This is a genomic window from Solidesulfovibrio magneticus RS-1 (assembly GCF_000010665.1).
Classification (GTDB): Bacteria; Desulfobacterota; Desulfovibrionia; order Desulfovibrionales; family Desulfovibrionaceae; genus Solidesulfovibrio; species Solidesulfovibrio magneticus.
The window spans coordinates 3,207,104-3,227,272 of record NC_012796.1 but is presented as its reverse complement, the minus strand read 5'-3'; the positions used below and the strand labels follow the sequence as shown (position 1 = coordinate 3,227,272).

22 protein-coding genes and 1 tRNA gene are annotated in these 20,169 nt (G+C 66.9%); 7 read left to right on the top strand and 16 right to left on the bottom strand.

Annotated elements, in window-relative coordinates; translation table 11 throughout:
* Nucleotides 1-45: 45 nt before the first annotated feature.
* Nucleotides 46-1,059 (bottom strand): glycosyltransferase family 2 protein, encoded by a 1,014-nt coding sequence (locus DMR_RS13765; RefSeq protein WP_015861519.1) that lies wholly within the window; start codon nucleotides 1,057-1,059, stop codon nucleotides 46-48.
* A gap of 78 nt (nucleotides 1,060-1,137) precedes the next feature.
* Complete coding sequence (locus tag DMR_RS24500) at nucleotides 1,138-1,752, bottom strand: methyltransferase domain-containing protein (protein ID WP_148208437.1); 615 nt, start codon at nucleotides 1,750-1,752, stop codon at nucleotides 1,138-1,140.
* A 445-nt stretch (nucleotides 1,753-2,197) separates the two neighbouring features.
* Here DMR_RS24500 and DMR_RS13760 point away from each other — a divergent pair, with 445 nt between their 5' ends.
* Complete coding sequence (locus DMR_RS13760; protein ID WP_015861518.1) at nucleotides 2,198-3,694, top strand: hybrid sensor histidine kinase/response regulator; 1,497 nt, start codon at nucleotides 2,198-2,200, stop codon at nucleotides 3,692-3,694.
* On the opposite strand, the gene rfbD is transcribed toward DMR_RS13760, so the two are convergent.
* A complete protein-coding gene (gene rfbD, locus DMR_RS13755) occupies nucleotides 3,667-4,548 on the bottom strand; it encodes a dTDP-4-dehydrorhamnose reductase (RefSeq protein ID WP_015861517.1) in 882 nt (293 codons plus the stop codon). The genes DMR_RS13760 and rfbD overlap by 28 nt on opposite strands.
* Nucleotides 4,545-5,567, bottom strand: coding sequence for a dTDP-glucose 4,6-dehydratase (gene rfbB / locus DMR_RS13750; RefSeq protein ID WP_015861516.1), 1,023 nt, complete (start codon nucleotides 5,565-5,567; stop codon nucleotides 4,545-4,547). Before rfbB ends, rfbD begins: the two co-directional genes overlap by 4 nt.
* Nucleotides 5,568-5,689: 122 nt before the next feature.
* Here rfbB and DMR_RS13745 point away from each other — a divergent pair.
* Nucleotides 5,690-5,765: transfer RNA gene (locus DMR_RS13745), tRNA-Val, on the top strand.
* A gap of 62 nt (nucleotides 5,766-5,827) precedes the next feature.
* On the opposite strand, the gene DMR_RS13740 is transcribed toward DMR_RS13745, so the two are convergent.
* The gene (locus DMR_RS13740; protein ID WP_232502795.1) at nucleotides 5,828-6,205 is read right to left on the bottom strand and encodes a hypothetical protein; all 378 of its coding nucleotides are present in this window, start codon (nucleotides 6,203-6,205) and stop codon (nucleotides 5,828-5,830) included.
* Between the two features lie 121 nt (nucleotides 6,206-6,326).
* On the opposite strand from DMR_RS13740, the gene DMR_RS13735 reads away from it, so the two are divergent.
* The 5 genes from DMR_RS13735 (at nucleotide 6,327) to DMR_RS13715 (ending at nucleotide 11,303) form a co-directional block, all read left to right on the top strand.
* Nucleotides 6,327-6,731, top strand: coding sequence for a PaaI family thioesterase (locus DMR_RS13735; protein WP_015861514.1), 405 nt, complete (start codon nucleotides 6,327-6,329; stop codon nucleotides 6,729-6,731).
* Nucleotides 6,728-7,222: a tRNA (cytidine(34)-2'-O)-methyltransferase gene (locus DMR_RS13730; RefSeq protein ID WP_015861513.1), complete on the top strand. Its 495-nt coding sequence runs from the start codon at nucleotides 6,728-6,730 to the stop codon at nucleotides 7,220-7,222. The genes DMR_RS13735 and DMR_RS13730 overlap by 4 nt, the downstream gene beginning before the upstream one ends.
* A 185-nt stretch (nucleotides 7,223-7,407) precedes the next feature.
* Entirely contained in the window at nucleotides 7,408-8,547 is a 1,140-nt protein-coding gene (locus DMR_RS13725) for a 3-dehydroquinate synthase (protein WP_015861512.1), read from the top strand.
* A 63-nt stretch (nucleotides 8,548-8,610) separates the two neighbouring features.
* Nucleotides 8,611-9,705: a metabolite traffic protein EboE gene (gene eboE / locus DMR_RS13720; protein ID WP_043600695.1), complete on the top strand. Its 1,095-nt coding sequence runs from the start codon at nucleotides 8,611-8,613 to the stop codon at nucleotides 9,703-9,705.
* 98 nt (nucleotides 9,706-9,803) lie between these two features.
* Nucleotides 9,804-11,303 (top strand): tetratricopeptide repeat protein, encoded by a 1,500-nt coding sequence (locus DMR_RS13715; RefSeq protein ID WP_015861510.1) that lies wholly within the window; start codon nucleotides 9,804-9,806, stop codon nucleotides 11,301-11,303.
* A 243-nt stretch (nucleotides 11,304-11,546) separates the two neighbouring features.
* Here the strand turns inward: DMR_RS13715 and gspM are convergent, their stop codons facing one another.
* The 11 genes from gspM to DMR_RS13660 form a co-directional block, all read right to left on the bottom strand.
* Nucleotides 11,547-12,056 (bottom strand): type II secretion system protein GspM, encoded by a 510-nt coding sequence (gene gspM / locus DMR_RS13710; protein ID WP_015861509.1) that lies wholly within the window; start codon nucleotides 12,054-12,056, stop codon nucleotides 11,547-11,549.
* Nucleotides 12,053-13,510, bottom strand: a complete 1,458-nt coding sequence (locus tag DMR_RS13705; protein ID WP_015861508.1) for a hypothetical protein — start codon at nucleotides 13,508-13,510, stop codon at nucleotides 12,053-12,055. The genes gspM and DMR_RS13705 overlap by 4 nt, the downstream gene beginning before the upstream one ends.
* A 26-nt stretch (nucleotides 13,511-13,536) precedes the next feature.
* A complete protein-coding gene (gspK, locus tag DMR_RS13700) occupies nucleotides 13,537-14,541 on the bottom strand; it encodes a type II secretion system minor pseudopilin GspK (RefSeq protein ID WP_015861507.1) in 1,005 nt (334 codons plus the stop codon).
* The gene (locus tag DMR_RS13695; protein WP_015861506.1) at nucleotides 14,538-15,257 is read right to left on the bottom strand and encodes a PulJ/GspJ family protein; all 720 of its coding nucleotides are present in this window, start codon (nucleotides 15,255-15,257) and stop codon (nucleotides 14,538-14,540) included. Before DMR_RS13695 ends, gspK begins: the two co-directional genes overlap by 4 nt.
* Nucleotides 15,254-15,640 (bottom strand): type IV pilus modification PilV family protein, encoded by a 387-nt coding sequence (locus tag DMR_RS13690; protein ID WP_015861505.1) that lies wholly within the window; start codon nucleotides 15,638-15,640, stop codon nucleotides 15,254-15,256. The genes DMR_RS13695 and DMR_RS13690 overlap by 4 nt, the downstream gene beginning before the upstream one ends.
* Nucleotides 15,637-16,314: a GspH/FimT family pseudopilin gene (locus DMR_RS13685; protein ID WP_015861504.1), complete on the bottom strand. Its 678-nt coding sequence runs from the start codon at nucleotides 16,312-16,314 to the stop codon at nucleotides 15,637-15,639. The genes DMR_RS13690 and DMR_RS13685 overlap by 4 nt, the downstream gene beginning before the upstream one ends.
* An 11-nt stretch (nucleotides 16,315-16,325) precedes the next feature.
* The gene (gene gspG / locus DMR_RS13680; RefSeq protein WP_015861503.1) at nucleotides 16,326-16,799 is read right to left on the bottom strand and encodes a type II secretion system major pseudopilin GspG; all 474 of its coding nucleotides are present in this window, start codon (nucleotides 16,797-16,799) and stop codon (nucleotides 16,326-16,328) included.
* A 16-nt stretch (nucleotides 16,800-16,815) separates the two neighbouring features.
* The gene (locus tag DMR_RS13675; protein ID WP_015861502.1) at nucleotides 16,816-18,045 is read right to left on the bottom strand and encodes a type II secretion system F family protein; all 1,230 of its coding nucleotides are present in this window, start codon (nucleotides 18,043-18,045) and stop codon (nucleotides 16,816-16,818) included.
* A gap of 65 nt (nucleotides 18,046-18,110) precedes the next feature.
* Entirely contained in the window at nucleotides 18,111-18,578 is a 468-nt protein-coding gene (locus DMR_RS13670; protein ID WP_015861501.1) for a type II secretion system protein N, read from the bottom strand.
* A gap of 25 nt (nucleotides 18,579-18,603) precedes the next feature.
* Nucleotides 18,604-19,569, bottom strand: a complete 966-nt coding sequence (locus DMR_RS13665; RefSeq protein ID WP_015861500.1) for a tetratricopeptide repeat protein — start codon at nucleotides 19,567-19,569, stop codon at nucleotides 18,604-18,606.
* A 142-nt stretch (nucleotides 19,570-19,711) separates the two neighbouring features.
* Nucleotides 19,712-20,161, bottom strand: coding sequence for a MarR family winged helix-turn-helix transcriptional regulator (locus DMR_RS13660; protein ID WP_015861499.1), 450 nt, complete (start codon nucleotides 20,159-20,161; stop codon nucleotides 19,712-19,714).
* Nucleotides 20,162-20,169 lie beyond the last annotated feature (8 nt).

Here is a 20,169-nt window from a genome sequence, read left to right as displayed (position 1 = left end):
CTTCCGTAAAGGACTTCCGGCAACAAGGCAAGAGATGGGGCGAAATTAAGCGGCTGGCAGGCAGTGGCGGCCTGGAATAAAGCCGACCGCGCCGAGTCTGTCCAAAATTACATCAGTAGCTCCTCGGCTGGCGACATAGGGGACGATGAAACACGACTGCGGTCCCGGGGATTCGTTGTAATGGAGCACCGGCCGGCCGCCAAGCATCAGTCCGATCTTGCGCGGATCGATATCGAGCCAGGCGTCGATGACAATGCCGTGATCGCACAACAGTTCGGCCCGGCGGCGGGTGACGCGTCCGGCTCCGGCCACCACGATATGGGGATGGAAAGAGTTTACCCTGGCCAGGCGTCGGGCCAGGTAGCCGGCCTTGATGCGGAAAAAGGCCTCTGGGGCGTAGCGCGGATCGGTGCGCGAGAGCCGGCCCGGCGGATCGTTCCAGACCACAAGCGTCTGGGGCAGCTTGTCCATGGCCACGCCGGCTTCCAGCCAGCGCAGCCACAGTTCGTAGTCCTCGGGGAAATCGCCCTGGCGGTAGCCGCCGTAAAGGGCCGGCAGCTCCCGGCGAAACATCACCGTGGGGTGGGGCAGGGGGGATTCCCGGAAGATGGCCTGGCGGATGGCTTCGGGGGTTGTCACCGTGTTGCACCATTCGATATGGGCCAGATAGCCCCGGCAGGCCTCGCCATCGCCGCCGTACGCCGCCCGGCAGGAGACCAGTCCGATGTCCGGATGGGCGTCGAGGTGGCGGGCCTGGAGTTCCAGGCGCTCGGGCAGGCAGACGTCATCGGCGTCCAGGCGGGCCACGTAGCGTCCCCGGGCGGTGGCCAAGCCGGCGTTCAGGGCGGCGGCAATGCCCTCGTGGGGCCGGGAGAGGAGCCGAAAACGGCGGTCGCGGTCGGCCATGGCCGTGGCGACGTTCCTGGTGGCGCCGCCGTCGTCGGAACCGTCGTCGATGATGAGGACTTCAAAGTCGGCCAAGGTCTGGGCGGACAGGCTCTCCAGGGCGGCGGGCAGGACGGCGGCGGCGTTTCGTGCGGGCAAGACAACGGAAACCATGAATCATCCTAGCCGGGCCGCCGCCGGCGGACAAGGGGCCGGCAGGGGCGTAGCGACGACAGCCTCTCGCAAAGTGGATTAACGGGAACGATCTAAATTTGCCAGTTTGTAACTGTTCTTGTTTAATTTTAAGATTGTTGACCCTGAGAACCCTCTCCATTGAGACCTGGGGATATTGTATTTAATAAGAATATCTTCGCCAAAATGCTTTGCCGCATCGTATTCTTTTGGAATGTCAACTATTGATCCGATGTGTTTATGTATATCATTGATTCCAAATCTTCGAAGGTGATCAGACTGCCCAAATCTTCGTTTTCTCTCGTTGTTGCCTATGTCGGCTAAACTTTCATCATACTCGCCATGTAGAAAAGGGATGCTGAATATGTGCAGCCCGGAAGGTTTTAGCATTCTGTGTAGATGGTAGAGTATATAAGCAATGTTGCATCTGGCATGCTCTAGGACATGATTGTGTATTATTAGATCGTATTCATTGGATGTCCAGCTGTCGAGATCGCATAGGTCAATATATTTGCATTTTTTTGCAAATGAGTAACGCTTTGGTTCAAAGTCGGCTACAGTATAATTATTTTTTTCGACCAGAGAGCGTATTCTTGCGTAGAGGCCTAATTCTGGGGCCATGTGCAAAATTTTGAAGGTAGGATCAATATTTTCTTCCTCAATATAGAGCCACATTAAGCGAGTGCGTTCGAGGGAGCGGCACTTGGTGCAAGCAATGTTCTTGCGCGTATTGAAATCCTGAAATTCGTTGTTTCCACATATATTGCAAATCACGTTTTATCTCCGTAGTATGCCTTGTCTTTGCTCTTGGGTGGCCTGTCGTGTTGTTTCGTCGTTTAGCAGCTCCTGTTTCACGATAGTAACATTCGCGGATAAGGTTCTTTTTGGCATTGGTCAGACGCCAACTTGAGCCTATTTATCGTTTGAACTGTTTTGCGCGGCAATTTCTGCATTGAAATACTTAGATTTACCCTTATCGATTGTCAACCCCATTGTCGACGGCTCGCGACAGGCGCCAACGGGCAGGGCCCGCTGGGGAAAGGACGCACTGCGGCATTGCCCTGGCTGCGGGCATCTGTTAAAAAAACTTCCATATTCGAAGGGAGAGACGTAACCCGCCATGTCCGACCCGAAGATTCTCCTTGTCTCCGACAATCCCTGTCTGGCTGCGGCCGTGGTGCGCCATTGCGGTTCCCTGTCGGGGCTGGGGGCCGTCCAAATTCATGATCCCGGCGCGGCGGCGGACGCGCTTTGCCGGGGCGACGGCGACGGAGCGTTCTTGCTGTGTGTGGTCGATCTGGCCCTGCCCGAGGAGGCCGTGCGCCGTCTGGCCGTCGCCTCGGCGGCAAGCGGTGTGCCCTGGCTGGCCGTGGCCGAGTGTTACCGGCCGGAATTTCGCAATCTCTCCCAGGAACTCGACGCCATCGATTTCGTGGTGGCCGAGGCCGAAGACCCGGCTGCGGTGGCCCGGTATGTGGACCGGCTGCTCAAAAACCGCGCCGCCCGCATCCTCATTGTGGAAGACTCGGCCTTCATGCGCCTTTTTTTGCGTCGGCTGCTGCGTCGCTACCAGTTCCGGGTCCACATGGCCGCCTCGGCGGCCAAGGCCCTGACCATCCTCGAACACCGGCCGGACATCGCGGCGGTCATCATCGATTACGACATGCCGGTGCAAAACGGCGTGGAGCTGACCCGCACCATAAGAAGGCGGTTTCGGCTGCGCGAGATCTGCCTGATCGGCATCTCGGGCAAGGCCCCGCGTTCCATCTCGGCGGAGTTTCTCAAAAACGGCGGCGACGACTATCTGCACAAGCCATTTGAGCGCGAGGAGCTCTATTGTCGGGTGCTTCACGGCGTGGAAGCCGTGGAACGGATGCTCGAAATCAAGCGCCTGGAACGGCTTCGCCGCATGTTTTTGTCCATGCTGGCCCACGATCTCAAAAGCCCGGCCGGCGGCATCGTCGGCGCGGCCAATCTCATTCTCGACGGGGTGTGCGGCGAGATCGGCGGGGAAGTGCGCGAAATGGCGGCGGTCATCAGCCAGGCCGGCCGGCGGCTGTGTTCCCTGGCTTCCAATATGCAAGACCTCACCCGTCTGGAAACCGGCCGGCTCGAACCGGCCCTGGTCATGGCCCATCTCGACGCCCTGATCCTGGAGCGGGCCAGGCTGGCCGAAGCCACCGCCGCCGGCAAGTCCATCCGGGTGGAAACCCGCGCCCCGCATCTGCCGCCCATGAATCTCGACCCCGACCTTATCGCCCGGGTGCTGGACAACCTGCTGTCCAACGCCGTGAAGTTTTCCCCGCCCGGCAGTCTCGTGCGCCTGACCCTGCGGCAGGCCGGGGAAGAGGTGGTGGTGCGGGTGGCCGACCAGGGGCCGGGCATTTTGGCCGAGGAACGCCACCGGCTGTTCAAGCCCTTCGAGCGCCTCTCGGCCCGGCCCACGGCCGGAGAAAAAAGCCTGGGCCTGGGGCTGGCCATTGCCGAAGGCATCGTGGCCGCCCATGGCGGACGCATCTGGGTGGAGTCCGAGCCCGGGCAGGGCGCGGCCTTCTGCTTCACCCTGCCCATGCCGATGGCATTTTCCGATCAGGCCGACGCCTGCATCAGTTCGTAGACGTATTCCCGCACCGTGATGGTCCAGGCCCGGGGGCCGCGGCCGATGGCCGCGGCCAGTTTGGCGTTGTCCAGGACCGAGTAGGGCGGGCGCTTGGCCTTTTGCGGGTAGGCGTCGGAAGGGATGGACAGGACGCGGCAGGGCAGGCCCGAAGCGGCCACGGCCTCGGCGGCCAGATCGCACCAGCTGGCCTGGCCCGAGCCTACGGCGTGGAAGATGCCGGCGGCCTCGGTGCGGGCCAGATCGGCGATCCAGCCGGCCAGATCAAGGGTGTAGGTGGGCGAACCGATCTGGTCGGCCACCACCTTGAGTTCCTCCCGGGTCTTGGCCAGCCCGAGGATGGTGGCCACGAAGTTCTTCTTGCCCGGGCCGTAGAGCCAGGCCGTGCGCAGGATCTGGAACGCGTCCAGCCCCGAATCCAGGATGGCCCGCTCGCCGGCCAGCTTGCTCGCCCCGTAGACCGACTCCGGGTTGGGCGCGTCGTCCTCGGCGTAGGGCGCGCCCTTGGCACCGTCGAAAACGAAATCCGTGCTCAGATGCACCAGTCTCGCGCCGGCCTTGCGGCAGACCCGGGCCAACCGGCCGGGCAGGTCGCGGTTTACGCGGTAGGCCTCGTCGGCGTCGTCCTCGGCCGCGTCCACGGCGGTGTAGGCCACGGTGTTGACCACATGGGTCGCCTCGAAATGTTCGATCTCCCGGGCCACGGCCTCCATGTCAAAGGGGTCGAGGACCGTGCGCGTGGTCGGCAGCACGGCGAATCCCGCTTCCTCCATGGCCGCCGATAGCGGGCGGCCGACCAGTCCGGTCAGGCCGCCCAGCACGATGGCGCGGGGGGCTTTGGCTTCTCCGCTCATGCCCGTTCTCCATACCAAGAGGCCATGAACTGGCGGTAGGCGCCGCTGTTGACGCTGTCCAGCCAGTCGCCGTTGGCGCGGTACCAGGCCATGGTCTCGGCGATGCCCCGGGTGAAGTCCCAGGCTGGGGCGAAGCCCAGCTCCCGGGCGGCTTTGGTGAAGTCCATGGCGTAGCGGCGGTCGTGGCCGGGCCGGTCGGTGACGTAGCGGATGAGGCTTTCGGGTTTGCCCAGGGCGGCCAGGATGGTGCGCACCACCTCGATGTTGGGCTTTTCCGCGTCGCCGCCGAAGTTGTAGACCTCGCCCGGCCGGCCTTTCATGAGGGCCAGTTCCACGCCCCGGCAGTGGTCGATGACGTAGATCCAGTCGCGCACGTTGAGCCCGTCGCCGTAGACCGGCAGGGCTTCGTCGGCCATGGCCTTGGAATACATCAGCGGAATGAGCTTTTCCGGGAACTGGTAGGGGCCGTAGTTGTTGGAGCAGCGGGTGACCACCACGTCCATGCCAAAGGTCTCGTAAGCGGCCCGCATGAGCATGTCGGCCCCGGCCTTGCTGGCCGAGTAGGGGCTGTTGGGAGCCAAGGGCGTTGCTTCGGAGAACTTCCCGTCCGGCCCGAGCGTGCCGTAGACCTCGTCGGTGGAGACGTGGACGAAGCGACGCACGCCGTAATGCCTGGCGGCGTCGAGGAGGCTTTGGGCCCCGAGCACGTTGGTTTGCACGAAGGGCGTGGCGTCGGTGATGGAGCGGTCCACATGGGACTCGGCCGCGAAATTGACCACGGCCTCGATTTTGTGCTCCTCTAGGAGATACAGGGCCAGCTCGCTGTTGGCGATGTCGCCGCGCACGAAGTGGTAGCGCGAGCCGCCGAAAGCGGCCTCGACGTCGGCCAGACTCTGCCGGTTGCCGGCGTAGGTGAGCAGGTCGAGGTTGACGATGGAGATCCCTTCGTGGCGGGTGAGCATGTCGCGGATGAAGTTGGAGCCGATGAAGCCGCAGCCTCCGGTCACGAGCAGTCGCATGTCTTGGTTTGTCCTTTGTTTTCAGTGTGTTGTTGCTTTATCCGCTGGGTGGCCGTCGTTTTTTTTGGCTTTTTGCAAAATAATGCTTGCCAGGGGAGGGGGTCCCACGTACATTCTTTGACGGGCGATTAACTCAGCGGTTAGAGTGCCATCTTCACACGGTGGAAGTCCGGGGTTCAAATCCCCGATCGCCCACCACCGAACCATCCGAAACGCCTCGCGAAAGCGAGGCGTTTTTGTTTTGGCCCGCCGGCATGTCACTATTGAATGCCACGTGCCTTGAATTCCTGGATTTTTTTGTAGTCATCGACGATCTTCGCCTTGAGGCTCTCGATTTCCCGAACGTAATGCTGCTTGATGATACGGATTTCCTCGCGCCGCCGGGCCGAGGCCGGATCGTTGCCGGTCAGCGACCGCATCTCCGCGTCATAGGACACGATGGTCTTCTCATGCCCGGCTATGGCCACCCGGGCCGTCTCGATGGTGCGCGACAGGTCGGCCGGGCCCGGCGGCGCGGCCAGGGCCGGCACGCCGAGCATCGCCGTCAGGCACAGCGCGGCCAACAGCGCGGCCAAAACCATGGCCCAAGGCCGGTTTCGCGGTCTCTGGCCCGGCCCGTGTATAACGTGACGCAGCATGGCGGATTCCCCCTCAAAGGGCTGGCCCCGTATAGCCCCAAACGCCCGGCTTGACAAATCCGCCGCCCCGGCGTTCCATCCCCAGACCCCGCCTGCCAAGGCGGGCAAAGGAGCGTTTCCCATGGACATGCAGTGGTTTCTCGACCGCGACCGGTTCGCCCAGATGCTTGGCATCCGCATCGTCGAGGCCCGGCCCGGCTACGCCAAGACGGCCATGGACCTCACCGACGACCATCGCAACGGGGCCGGCGTGGCCCACGGCGGGGCGATCTTCAGCCTGGCCGACCTGGCCTTTGCCGTGGCCTCCAATGCCCACGGCAAACTGAGCCTGGCCGTGGCCGCCTCCATTGCCTACGTCAAGGCCGGCCTGGGTTCCACCCTCTACGCCGAGGCCACCGAAATCTCCCTTGGCAATAAAATGGCCACCTACGCCGTGACCATCAGCAACGACATGGACGATGTCATCGCCAGCTTCCAGGGCACGGTCTACCGCAAGGACGTCCCCTACACCCGGGAGACGGCGTGATCGAACTGGTCCTGGTCGCCCCGGAAATTCCCCAGAACGCTGGCAGCGTGGCCCGGCTGTGCGCCGCCGCCAAGACGCCGCTGCATTTTATCAAGCCCCTGGGCTTCTCCCTGGCCGACCGCTACCTCAAGCGGGCCGGCCTCGACTACTGGCCCCACGTGAACCTGACGGTCTGGGAGGACTTCCCCTCCTTCGCCGCCGCCCGGGCCGGCCGGCGGCTGGTGGCCGCCACCGCCGGCAACCGGGGTCACGCCGCAGTACCCCATCACCGTTTTCCCTTCGAGGCCGACGACATCCTGCTGTTCGGCACGGAATCCAGCGGCCTGTCCGAAGAAGTCCTGGCCGCCGCCCACCGGCTGGTCACCATCCCCATCTGGGGCCAGGTGCGCAGCCTCAACGTGGCCAACGCCGCCTCGGTGGTGCTCTACGAGGCGCTCTCGCGGGTCGGCGTTCTGGACGCCGTGGCCGCCCCCCTGGAAAAAAGCGAATAATACGGGTATAAGGGCCGGACGTTTGCAACCCGCGTCGGCCCGCGCCGCCACGCGTCGCGTCCCTTGAAAAATGCCCTGGTATTTTTTATGAAAAATTATTGGTTTTAGACTGTTGGCCGGGAAACGCCAGAGGCGCTTTTCGTCGCCGCGACATTCGCGCCGCCGCACGTCACCCATGAGGCTCCATGACCGTCGCCATTGCCCAGCATATCGCGCCCACGTTCGATTTTCCCGTGGTCTTCACCCGTAAGGCCTTTGACCCCGCCAATGCCGTCCTGGCCGACATCCTGGCCCGGGCCGGAGCAGGGCCGCGCAAAGTCGGCGTGGTCTGCGACGCCGGCCTGGTCGCCGCCGACCCCGGCCTGCCCGGCCGCGTCACTGCCTATGCCGCCGCCCACGGCGACGTCATGGCCCTGGTCGAAGCGCCGCTTGTCCTGCCCGGGGGCGAGGTGGCCAAGGCCGATTTGGCCGTGGTCCAGGCCGTGTGGGAGCTGACCTTCCGGGGCAAACTGTGCCGCCAGTCCTTTGTGCTGGCCATCGGCGGCGGGGCCTTTCTCGACGCCGCCGGCTTCGGCGCGGCTACCGCCCACCGGGGCGTGCGGCTCATCCGCATGCCCACAACCGTCCTGGCCCAGAACGACGCCGGCGTGGGCGTCAAAAACGGCATCAATTATTTCGGCCGCAAGAACTACATCGGCGCTTTCGCCCCGCCGTACGCGGTGGTCAACGACCATGCCCTGTTGGCCACGCTGCCCCGGCGCGACGTGCTGGCCGGACTGGCCGAGGCGGTCAAGGTCGCCTTGGTGCGCGATCCGCTCTTTTTCGCCCGTCTGGTCGAGCTGGCCCCCAGGCTCGCCGCCGGCGACGACGAGGCGCTGTTCGAAGCCAACGTGCGCTGTGCCGAGGCCCATTTGCAGCATATCGCCGGCGGCGGCGACCCCTTCGAACTCGGTTCGGCCCGGCCGCTGGATTTCGGCCACTGGTCGGCCCATGCCCTGGAAGAGGCCACCCGGGGCGAGCTGCGCCACGGCGAGGCCGTGGCCGTGGGCATTGCCCTGGATACCCTCTATTCCTGCCGCACCGGCCTGCTCTCCCGGGCCGAAGCCGAGCAGGCGCTGTCCCTGCTCGACGCCCTGGGCCTGGCCGTGTGGCATCCGGCCCTGGCCGACCTCGACATGGCCGCAGCCATCGAAGCCTTCCGCGAACACCTCGGCGGCCGGCTCCACCTATCCATGCTGACCGGCCTTGGTCAACGCATCGAAGTTCACGCCGTCGATGCGCCCCAACTCGAAGCCGCCCGCGCCGAACTGGCGGGAAGGCAATAAAGAAGCCTCCGGCGGCCGGGGGCCTGAGGCCCCCGGACCCCCCAATTGGGGAGAGAGGGGACCATGGAACCTGTCACCTACTGCACGAACATCCATCCCGGCGAGAGCTTTGGCGAGATTTGCCAAGGCTTGTGGGACCACGCCCCGGCGGTGGCCGCCGCCGTCTGCCCGGACCGGCCCTTTCCCGTGGGGCTGCGGCTGTCGGGCCGGGCCAGCCTGGAGTGCGACGCCGAGGCGGCCCGGGCCTTTGCCGGGGAACTGGCCGCCCGTAACCTGGCCGTTCGCACCATCAACGGCTTTCCCTACGGCCGCTTCCACGACGTGCCGGTCAAGGAGGCCGTCTACCGGCCCGACTGGCGCGATCCCGAGCGCGCCGCCTATGCCCTGCGCCTGGCCCGGCTCCTGGCCGGCTGGCTGCCCGAGGGCGCGACCGGCGCCATCTCCACCGTGCCCCTGGGCTTTCGCCAGGGCTTTCCCGACGCCGACCTGCCGGCGGTCTACGCTTCTCTGCGCGGCGTCCTGGCCGCCCTGGCCGCGCTCCATGAAGAAACCGGCCGGCGTATCCGCTTGGCCGTGGAGGCCGAACCCGGCTGCCGCATCGAGACCACCGCCGAGATGGCCGCCTTTTTCGAGGCCGTGGACGCGCCGCCCAGGCACATGGCCCATCTGTGCGTGTGCTATGACTGCTGCCATCAGGCCCTGCAATACGAGGACCCGGCCGAGTCCCTGGCCTTGCTCGCCGCACGCGGCATCGAGGTGGGGCAGGTGCAGGTGTCCTCGGCCCTGCACCTCGACGGCGGCGATCTGACGCAGCTTGCCTGTTTCGTGGAGCCGGTCTATCTGCACCAGGCCGTGGCCCGACTGCAGGGCGGTGAGCTGGTCCGGTTCGACGATCTGCCAAAGGCCCTGGCCGCGCGCCTTTCGGGCGTCGAATCCTGGCGCGTGCATTTCCACATGCCCATTTTCATCGAGTCCTTGCCGCAGTGCGCCACAACCCAGGCCTTTTTGCGCCAGGCCTTGCCGCTGTTTCCCCCGGACACGCCGCTGGAAGTGGAGACTTACACCTGGAGCGTGCTGCCGCCCCAACTGACGGCCGGGGGCGTCACGCAGTCCATCATCCGGGAGATTGCCTGGGCCGAGGCGGCCAGACGGGCCTGACGTCCCCGAGCCTGCCTTGACGTCGCTGGCGCGCGCCATTAGATGCTGGGGAAGATGCCGGCCCGTTACGCGGCTGTCGCAGGCCAAAGGAGAGACGCATGGGCAAGGGACGAAAACGCGCTGCGGCGGCCATGGCCCTGGGTCTGGCCCTTCTGGTCGCCCGACCGGCCGTTGCGGCCACGTCTTCCCTGTCCTCTCTCGGCGGGCTGGCGTCAGGCAATGACGCCGCCTACGCCAACGCCGCCGCCGCCATGACGGACAACAATTATCCTTCGGCCCTGGCCTATCTGACCGAATCCATCGCGGCTTATCCCGACAATGGCGAGGCCTATCTGGCCCGGGCGCGGGTCGATCTGGTCTTGGACGTGCCGTCCCAGGCCGTGTCCGACGCCAGCCAGGGCTTGGCCCTGCTTCGCGCTTCCGACACCTGCGACCAGTTCTTGCCGGGCGAAAGCCCCATTCTCGACGTCGCCACAGCTTACGGCTCCGCGTACGGCTATCCCGGTTCTTCCCTCTACGGCCTTGGCTCGGGCAGCCTCTTAAGCGGGACGTCCCTGTACGGCATGAGTTCCCTTGGCGGTCTGTCCGGCCTTGGTTCGACCACTTCCGGCACGACCGCCTCCGGCTCGACCACGAGTTCCGGCACGAGCACGGCCGGCACGGCCACCGGCTCCGGCCCGGTCTCGACCAGCACGACCACGGACACGTCCGGCTCGACCACCACGTCGTCCACTTCGGGAACGACGACCTCCTCGGCCAGCGCCAACCAGTTCGCTTCTTCCGCCGGCAGTCAGAAACTGCCCGTGTCCGAGGATTTGACGGACAAGGACAAGGAAAAAAACGAGACGCTTAACGAATACAACGAAACCCTGGTCCAAATGGCCATGTATTCGTCCTATTGCGGCGGCATTTATCTCAATAACAAGGATAAGCTTGTCACCGGCTACATTCTGCTCGGCGACGCTTATCTGGCCCAGGGCAGCTATGCCTCGGCCCAGCTGGCCTACAAGGCCGCCCTGGCCGTGGACGAGGACAACGCCAAGGCCACAGGCGGCCTGGGGCTGGCCTACATCGGCCTTGGCGCGGGGTCGGCCGCCCTGTCCGAGCTGAATCTGGCCGTGGCCTACGGCCCGGGCGAACCGAGCGTCTATGTGGACCGGGGCACCTACTATGCCTCCATTGGCGACCCCGAACGGGCCATGGAAGAGTACAACACGGCGTTGTCCCTGGACGCAGCCTACGCCCGGGCCTACGACGCCATCGGCCGGTTGCGCTACGACGCCGGCCTCTACAGGGACGCCATCGCCAACTACGACAAGGCCTTGGCCATCCAGCCTTATTATGTGGCCGCCCTCAAGCACCGGGCCGCCGCCTGGACGGCCCTGGCCGCTGCCGAGCCGGCGAACAGCGCGGCCTACACCCAAAAGGCCCAGGATGACCTGAACGAGGCGGCCTCGCTGCAGGCGCTCGTGACCACGGCCGCCACGGCCACCAACAGCTCCAGTTCCTGGTATACGCCCTCGACCACGTCCTCACTCTCTTCGACGACCACCACGACCACTACAACGACCACGACCCTGGACAGCGGCGTCCGCTGACGCCTCGTCGCGCTTCCCGGCTCCCGGAGCCTTGGCAAGGACGCGTTTTCCCGCGCCGTCGAGCAACGCAGCCTCTTGTCGTGCCCGCGACGAGTCCGGTCGGGCTGAGTCTCCCGCGCTGACGGTCCACAACCAACCAGCCTGCCGGCCCACGCCGAACCCCCTCTACATCTTTTCCCATGCGGGGGGTCCGGGGGCCTCAGGCCCCCGGCCGTCGGAGGCATCTTCTCTTTTCTTTGTCGTTTACCGCCCTTTGTCGGCTGACTGGGGCATGGCCACGGACAGGTCGGCGTCGATGCCGCCCTTGGACGACGGGGTGAGGATGAGCTGGCGGATGCGGATGCCGCGCGCCGGGTCTTCGACCTGTTGCAGGAAGGCCAGGAGTTTGTCCATGCCAAGGCCGGCCAGGCGTAGATCCACGGCCGCTTCCCGGCGGCCGCCGCCGAGGTCGCGATTGGCCGGGCGCATGAATTCCACGTTGCCCTTGGCCCCTTCCCGGCTGGCCACGCCTTCCACCAGGGAAAACAGCGAGAAGCCGTCCGGCACGGAGGCTGCGGCCGGGGCCTGGCCCAGGGCGGCGAGCTGTCCGGCCAGCCGCTTGGCTTCCTCCAGACCGCGCCCGGCCTCGGCCAGCCGGCGTTTGCGGGCGTCTAGACCGTCCGTGACGGGAACGACGACCCACAGGTACAGGCCGACAAGGACAGCCAGTCCGCCGGCGGCCAGGAGCAGGGGGTGGGGCAGCTCGCGTTTCACGGCGCGCCTTGGCCGGCTGCGGCCAGTTTGAGGTCGAGCTGGAATTCCACCTGTTTTTTCTCCGGGTTGTTCTTGGCTCCCCGGATTTCCACGCCGGAAAAGACCGCCATGGCGGCCAGCCGGCGTTTGACGGCGTCCACGGTGGTGTAGTCGTCGGCCACGGCGTCGATGGTGGCCCGGCTCTCGTCCAGGGCCACGCGTCGGGCCTTGGCCGCGCCATCCGGGCCAAGGCCCTGATGGATGGCGGCCAGTATCTCTAGAACACCCCCGACCGGGCCGGTTCCCTGGTCGCGCCGGGTGGCCGCGTGTTCGGCCAGCCGGCCGCGCAGGGCGGAGAGTTTTTGCGGGAGGGTTAAGCTCGGGGCCAGGTCCGGGGCGGCGGCGGCGATGACGGCCTCGGTTTCGGCCCGGGTTCGGGTGAGGGAGGCGTCGAGCCGCCAAAGCATGGAGAAATACGCCCCAATGGCGCAAACGGCCAAGACCAGGGCGCTGCCGCCGGCCAGGAGCAGGGCGCGGCGCAGGGTGGCGCGCGAGGCGGCCGGGGCCAGCTCGCCGCGCAGGAAATTGGCCGTTTTCGGGTCCTTGGCCGCCAGCACGGCCAGACCGTAAGCCAGGGCCAAGGCTTCGGGCAACGCCTCGCCCGTGGGCAGGCGCGGCCAGCCGGGCAGGGCGGACAGGGACGTTGCCGGCACGCCCAGGGCGGCTTCCAGAGCGGCGGCCGCCTGGGGCCGGTCGACCTTGCCGCCAAGGATCAGGTTCAGGCCGACCGGTGGCTGGCTGGCCAGGGCCGACAGGGTGAGGACAGCCTCGCGGGCGAGAAACGTCGCCTGTTGCGCGGCGTCGGCCGCCTCGGGCAGGGGCAGGCTGCGCCAGGCCAGGGGCGCGTCGTCCAGGCGGCAGACGAAATCGGCTCGGCCGTCCGCGACATGGACGCACAGAACGGCCTGGCTGCCCGGCGTCAGCGCCTGGAGCAAGGCGTCAAGGCCGGCCAGATCGAGGCAGGCGGCTTGCGGGGGCAAGCCCAGGGCGGCCAGGGCGGCCGTCTGGGCGACCAGGGCCTCACGCGACAGAGCTGCGGCCAGGACCACGGTCTCGGGAGGCGCGGCCAGGGCGGTGGCGGCCCAGGCCAGGGCGGTCTCGGCCGGCGGCGCGGTCAGAAAGGGCTCGAATTCCGGGCCAAGGACCAGATCGATCTTGCCCGGGGCGGTAAAGGGGAAAGGCAGGCGGCGCAGGGTCGCTTTGGCGGCGTCCAGACCCAGGGCCACGCGCCGTGCGACAAGACCGTGCTCCTGAACCAGCCGGGCGGCGGTTTCGGCCACATCCTCCGCCGAGGCGTCGGGGGGCAGGGGAAAGGTCGCCGCGCCGGTTGGCGTGGGCAGGCCCGGGCCGGTCTCGACGCAAAGGACCGCGAGGGAGCGCGGCCGCCTCGCCACGACCAGAAGGGATTCCCGCATCCCGGCCTTGTGGCATGGAGCCTGTCTTAGCGCAACTCCCGGTACAGCACCGTGCAGGAAGGGGGCTTGCCTGACTGGCGGGGTTGGTCACGTTTGAGCACGGCGAAAAGCCGGGCGGTGGCCGCACCCGAACGGCCTTCAAGGGTGACGGCGTAGTAGAGGCTGCGCGTGGCGAGTAGCGTGGTCGGCCATTGGCCGTTGTGCGAGCCGGCGGCCTTGGCCAGCCATTCGAGGCTGGCCAGCTCGCTTTGGCGCACCGGATCGCGGCGATAGGCGTCCAGGCTGCGAGCCAGGGCGGCAGCCTGGGCGGCGTTTAGGCCGGAGGGCAGGGCGGCCAGCACGGGGAGCGGGGCGGTGTTGACGTTTATAAGGCCGCTGCCCCAGACGGTGAGCAGGGACATGAGTCCCGCCCGGTCGCCCCGGCCGTGCAGCAGGTCGCGGGAAAAGCCTTGGATCAGTAACAGTTCGCCCAGGGTGTCCAGGGAGTTGTTGCGGACATGGTAAGGAAACTGGGCGGCGGCGTAGGCGGCGTCTTCCGCGCCGCCTGCCCCTGGCTGGTCGTCGGCGTCGAGCCAGTCGACCAGGGCGGCCAGCAAGGCCTTGGCCCGGTCTTCGGGCAGGGCCAGCGCCTCTCCGGTCAATAGGCGCAGGAAGACGGCCTGATAGGCGGCATGGTTGGAAAGGCCGGGGTGCATGGCGTTGACCGGAAACTTGCCGCTTTCGTCCTCGATGCGGCCGCTTATGTGGCCGTCCAGGAAGCTTGCCCCGGGATAGTTGGCTAGATCAGGGAAAAATGCCCAATCCTGGGTCAGGTTGTCGGAGTCAGCGGGCCGGGCCGGCAGCAACACGGCGGCGGCGGCCAGCAGCCCGGATTCGGCCGTGGCCCGGGCCTGTTTGGCGTAGATGCCGCCATAGGCCGCGAAAACCTCGACCTGGGCCGTGCGGATGGTGGTCACGGCCAGGGAAGCCAAAAGCGCCACCAGGGCCAGGACGAAGAGCAGCACCGCGCCTCGGGAATGGTCGGCCCTCATCGCCCTTCCCCCACGGCAAGGTTGCGGAACGGCAAGGCCGAGCGGACCTCGAAACGGCGCGTCTTGCCGCCAAGGACGGCCTCTCCCTGCAACCGGACCTGGGTCGGCAACGGAGATTGGCGGGCTTGTACGCGTGCCTGGCTGTCCCAGGTCGTCAACGCGGCGCTCTGGTCGAAAAACTGGATGGCGCAAGCGGAGACGGTCTCCAAGAGCACGGTTTCGTGGGCGCTGGGTCGGGCGGGGTCCCGCCAAGCCAGGGTGGCGGCGGGCAGTTCCCGACGCACGAGCTGGCGCGTGTCCGTTTTTTCCCCGTCTTTCCCTGGCGGCTTGCGCAAGAGATAGGTGACCCGGTTGAAGGCGTGGGAGGGAAACGGCGCGTCCGGGGCCAGGACGGCGGCGCTGGCCAGGGAGAGGATGACTTCCTCGTCCAGCCCCGAGAGGGCCGTTTCCTGGCGGCCGCCGGAAAAGGCCATGCTTTCGGCAGCCCTCCGTATGGTGGATTCGACCCAGATGATCGATCCCAGATCGTTGTCCAAGGCGATACGCAGGATATCGAGGGCGTCCTCGGCGGCCAGGTTGGACCTGACGTCGTCGGACAGGCCGATGACCTGGGAGGTGACGGAATAGGAACCCAGCATGACCAGGGCCCCGATGAGCAGGGCCAGGAGCACCTCGACCAGGGTGAAGCCGGATTCGTGCCGGCGCGAGGCGCTCATGGCCCGGGCTCCAGCCGGGCCAGCCGGACTTGCAGGCGCTCGGAGCCGGTGGCGCGCACGGTGACCGACACAAGGCGCAGCCGCTCGCCCCGGGTGCCACCGATCTCCACGCTAAAGGCGTAGTCCGTGTCGGGAGCGGGGAACGTGCCCGAGGCGTTGTTGAGGTTGGCCGGGCCGGCGGCCAGGATATCCAGCATTTTACCTTGGGCCAGGAAGGCGGCCCGCCTGGCCCGGGCGGCGTCCAGACGTTTGTCCTGGAGCCGGGCCAGACCGGCCAACAGCGACACCAGGGCAATGGCCATGATGGCCACGGCGATCAGGGTTTCGAGCAGGGCCTGGCCGGATTGCGGCGACGGGCGCGAACGCTCCGGGCGGTTGCTCATGGTGCGTCCGCCGGCCGAACCACCCCGGACCAGGGCGGATCGAGCAGCCCCAGAGATTTTTCGAACCGGGCCTGGGCCGCTTCCAGGTCGGCGGTCAGCAGGCTCACGCGGCAGCCCACGGGATCGACCACCACCGCCGCCTCGCTGCCTCCGGCGGCGGCCAAGCGGGCAAAGACCGGCTGGCACAGGCCCTGCGGGGTCACGACCAGCTCCAGGGATTCGGGCTGTCTGAACCGGCCCTGGGGCGTAAGGAGCAGGCCCGGCCGGGCCTTGTCGGCGATTTTGGTCGGCGGGACGACGACGGGCGGCCGGGACGCGCCGGACGGGTCCGGCAGGTTCCCGGGCGCGTCCTTGGCCACGGCGGCCTTGGAGCGCTCGGCGTTTTTGCGGCCGTCACGCCCGGCCGGCACCGGCGAACCGGACTCGGGCAGCGGTTTCAGTCGGGCTTCGCCCCTGGCCCAGTCCAGGGTCACGACAAAGGGTCGGCCGGTGACGATGGCCTCGGTCCTGGCCCGGGTCAGCAGGCCGGCCAGTTGGCGGGCCAGGGATTTCTCGCTTTCGCGGGAAAACAGGCCGGCCAGTTGGGGGATGGCCAGGCCGGCGGCAATGCCCATGACGACCAGCACGATGGTCAGCTCCACCAGGGTGAAGCCGGCGGCGCGGCGCGGGGCCACGGGATGGGCCGTCAGCCGCCAAGCTCCCAGCTCTTGACGTCGGCGTCCACGCCTTCGCCGCCTTCCTGGCTGTCGGCCCCCAGGGAAATGAGGTCGAAGTCGCCATGCTCGCCCGGGCACAGGTAGACGTAGTCGCGGCCCCAGGGATCCTTGGGCAGGGAGTCGAGGTAGCCCTTGGGCGGATAGTTCTGGGGCACCCGGCCGATGGACGGCTTCTCCCGAAGCGCTCTCAAGCCCTGCTCGGTGCTGGGATAAAAGCCGTTGTCGAGTTTGTACTGTTTGAGCGCCATGGACAGGGCCTCGATCTGCGTCTTGGCCTTGACCACCCGGGCCTTGTCGGGCTGGTCCACGATGCGCGGCAGGACAAGCCCGGCCAGGACGCCGAGGATGACGATGACCACCATGAGTTCAATAAGGGTGAATCCGGCCGCATCAAGGCGATGGGGGCGACGGGACCGGCGGGCGGCGAAGAGGGCGGCGCGCATGGGGACTCCTTGGTTGTCAGCCGATCAGGCTGCTCATTTCGAAGATGGGCAGCAGCACCGCCAGCACCATAAGGCCGACCATGCCGCCGAGCAACAGGATCATGACGGGTTCAAAAAGCGAGCTGGCGCTATTGATGCGGGCGTTGACGTCGTTTTCAAGCATCCGGGCCAGGCCGACGAGCAGTTCGCCCAGTCGTCCGCTTTGCTCGCCGGCCGAGACGAGCTGGAGGGCGATGGGCGGGAAGATGTCGGCCTCGCGCATAGGGTCGGTGAGCCCCCCGCCCTGGCTGGCCTCGTCGCGGATGCGCTCCATGGCCTGTTCGAACACCATGTTGCCCGACACCGATCCGGCGATGCGCAGGGCGGAAAGCATGGTCACGCCCTGGTCGAGACAGGTGCCCAGGGTTCGGGCCAGGCGGGCCGTGGCCGCATTGCGGGCGATGGGGCCGACCACGGGCAGGGCGAGGGTCAGGCGGTCGGCCAGGGCCCGGCCGCGCCTGGTGCGCAGCGTGCGGTGAACGGCCAGGACCAGCCCGACCAGCCCGCCGAGGAGGAAAGGCCACCAGGCCCGCACGAAGTCGCTGGCCGCGATGAGGATGACGGTGGGCAGGGGCAGGGCGCGGCGCAGGTCCACGAAGATGCGGGTGACCTCGGGGATGACGTAGGCCAAAAGCAGGGCCATGACGGCCAGGCCGAAGACGAACATGAAGGCCGGGTAGGCCAGGGCGGCTTGCAGGGTGCGGGCCAGCTGGGTCTGGCGGTCGAGGTATTCGGCCAGGTTGCCAAGCACGATGGGCAACATGCCCGTGGCCTCGGCCGAACGCACCATGCTGACGTAGGTGGGCGGGAACACGGCCGGATAGGCGGCCAGGGCGGTGGAAAAGTCCTGGCCTTCGCGGATGCGTTCCAGGATGTGGGAAAAGACCCATTTGCCCCGGCCGGCGCGCATCTGCTCGATGAGGGCGGCCAGGGCCTTGTCCAGGGGGAGTCCGGCTTCCAGCAGCGTGGCCAGCACCTGTGTGGCGGCGAGCAGTTCGCCCCGGCCCATGCGGCGGGCGAAAAACGGCAGGGAGGCTGTCTCGCCGCGACCCCGGGCCGTTGCGCCCGAGGTGGCCTCGGCCAGGGAAGTGACGAAAAGTCGCTTGGCCCGTAGCGCGATTCTCGCGGCTTGCTGGCTTTCGGCGGTGACGATGCCTTGTTTGACGCGGCCCTTGGCATCGACGGCGGCGTATTCGTAGACGGGCATGGCGGGCCTTATGATCGCGCGCCGGCCGGGATTTTGCCGGCGCGCTGCCGGCGAAAGGGCCGGGCTTAAGGCTTCATGGTCAAAATCTCCTCGCGGCCCTGCCGTTCGAGGATGACGAAATTCTTGCCGATGGATTTGATGCGGGCATCCTTGACCGTGGCCCCCACGGCGTAGGCCTTCTGGGATTTGTTGCCCTTGTCACGCAAAAAGGCGGCGGCATGGCGGCCGTCGGCGGCAATGACCGTGCCGGCCAGTTCCATGTCGATTTCGGCCGGTTTGAGCGGTTGTTTGGCCTTGGGCTGTTGGTCGGGCAGAGGCGTCAAGCCGAAGACGTCGTTGGCCAGGATGGCGCGGGTCAGTTCCGGCGCGGCGGTGGCCTGGCGCGGGGGCGGGGCCTTGGGGCTGGCGGCCGGAGCCGGCGGCGCAGGGGGTGCTACGTCGAAGCGCCAGGCGGCGACGACGACAAGGGCCGCCCCGGCCAGACAAAGCGCGCTTACGCCCATGGCCAGCCGTCTGATGCCGTATTCGGTCACGAGGCCCGCCCGTCGCTTTCGGCCGCTACTGGCACAGGCCGAAGTTCTTGGCCTTTTCCAGGTGGCCGCAGTAGCCGAACTGGCAGGCCAGGGAGAGGTCGGCGCAGCCCTCGCGGGTCATTTGCAAGCGAAGGCGCAGCACGCCCCGGTTGCGGTAGGCTTGGCCGAAGTTGGAACGCAGTTTGGCGGCCCGGTCGTAGTCTTCCATGGCCTGGGGATAGTTGCCGAGTTTCTCCCGGACCAGGGCGCGGTTGTAATACAGGTCGGGGTCGCCGGAGTTGCGGCGGATGGCCGTGTCGAGTTCCACGGCGGCTTCGTCGTAGCGGCGCAGGGTGATGTAGATGTCGGCCTTGTTGTTGCGGGCGGCGGTCTGGGACGGGTCCAGGCCGATGACCCGGTCGTAGTCGGCCAGGGCTCGGTCAAATTCGTTCTGGGCCTGATAGGCCAGGGCGCGGTTAAAAAGCGAGGCCGCGGCGCTTTGGCCGCCCAGTCCGGCGGCGGCGGAGAAATCGGCCCCGGCCTTGTCGTACTGGCCCAGGGCAAAGGCCGCCACGCCGCGATTGTTGTAGGCCTTGGCCATGGTGGCGTCCTTGGCGATGGCGTCGGAGAAGTAGTTGATGGCCTTTTGGTAGTCCTGATTCATGTAGGCGGCCGCGCCGAGATCGTAGGCGGTCTGGGCGCCGCCGCCGGCGCTCTGGGCCTGTTCGAAATCCTTCTGGGCCAGTTCGAACTGCCCCATACGGTAGTAGGCCTCGCCGCGCTCCTGGTAGACGGTGGGCGTGGCCTGGCCGGCGGCGATGGCCGGGGTGGCGCGCATGATGACGCTTTCAGGCGATTCGGCCGTGGTTTCCGGAGCTAGCCGCACCGGGGTTGGCGGTCGCTTCTGGGCGCAGCCAGCGGCCAGGGACACGAGCAAAAGCCCGGCCAGCAGCCAGCCGGAGGCAAGGCGCGGCACGAGACGTAAGCATGACGGCGCGGCAGAGATGGGCATAGGCTGGCGGGGCGTCCGGAACGGGAGCTTGCGCGCGACCGGCATCGGTAAGGGTTGGGGCAACCAGCTGGAAAACGTCGTCGTTCTCGCAGCCAGTATGCCCCAAACCTTCGGGATGGACAAGGCGGATGTTGGGCCGCCTTTAGAGGCGTTCGAGCATGGTGCGCAGGACCGTGCGCGTGGTTTCGAGGTCCTTGGGGGGAATGCCACGCGTCAGTTCGCTGCTGAGCTCCAGTCCGGCCTTCAGGGAGGCGTCCCAGTTCTGCCGGGCCTGTTCGGCCAGTTCCACCCGCTTGATGCGACGGTCCCGGGGGTCGGACACGCGCCGGGCGATGCCGTGCTGTTCCAGCCGGTCCAGCAGGCGCACCAGTGTCGGGCCTTCGATGCCCACGGCCTCGGCCAGCTCGCGTTGGGTCAACGCCGCCTGGCCGGTGGCCAGGCGGCGGATGACGGCCCACATGGCGCTCGAGAGGCCAAGAGGGCGAAGGCGTTCGTCCAATCGGGACCGCCAGGCCCGGGCTACGTCGTTCAGGGCAATGGGGAGGGATTCCGAAGCCTGCTCGGGGACAGCGACAGACGGAGAGGATTCCATGGGGGTGC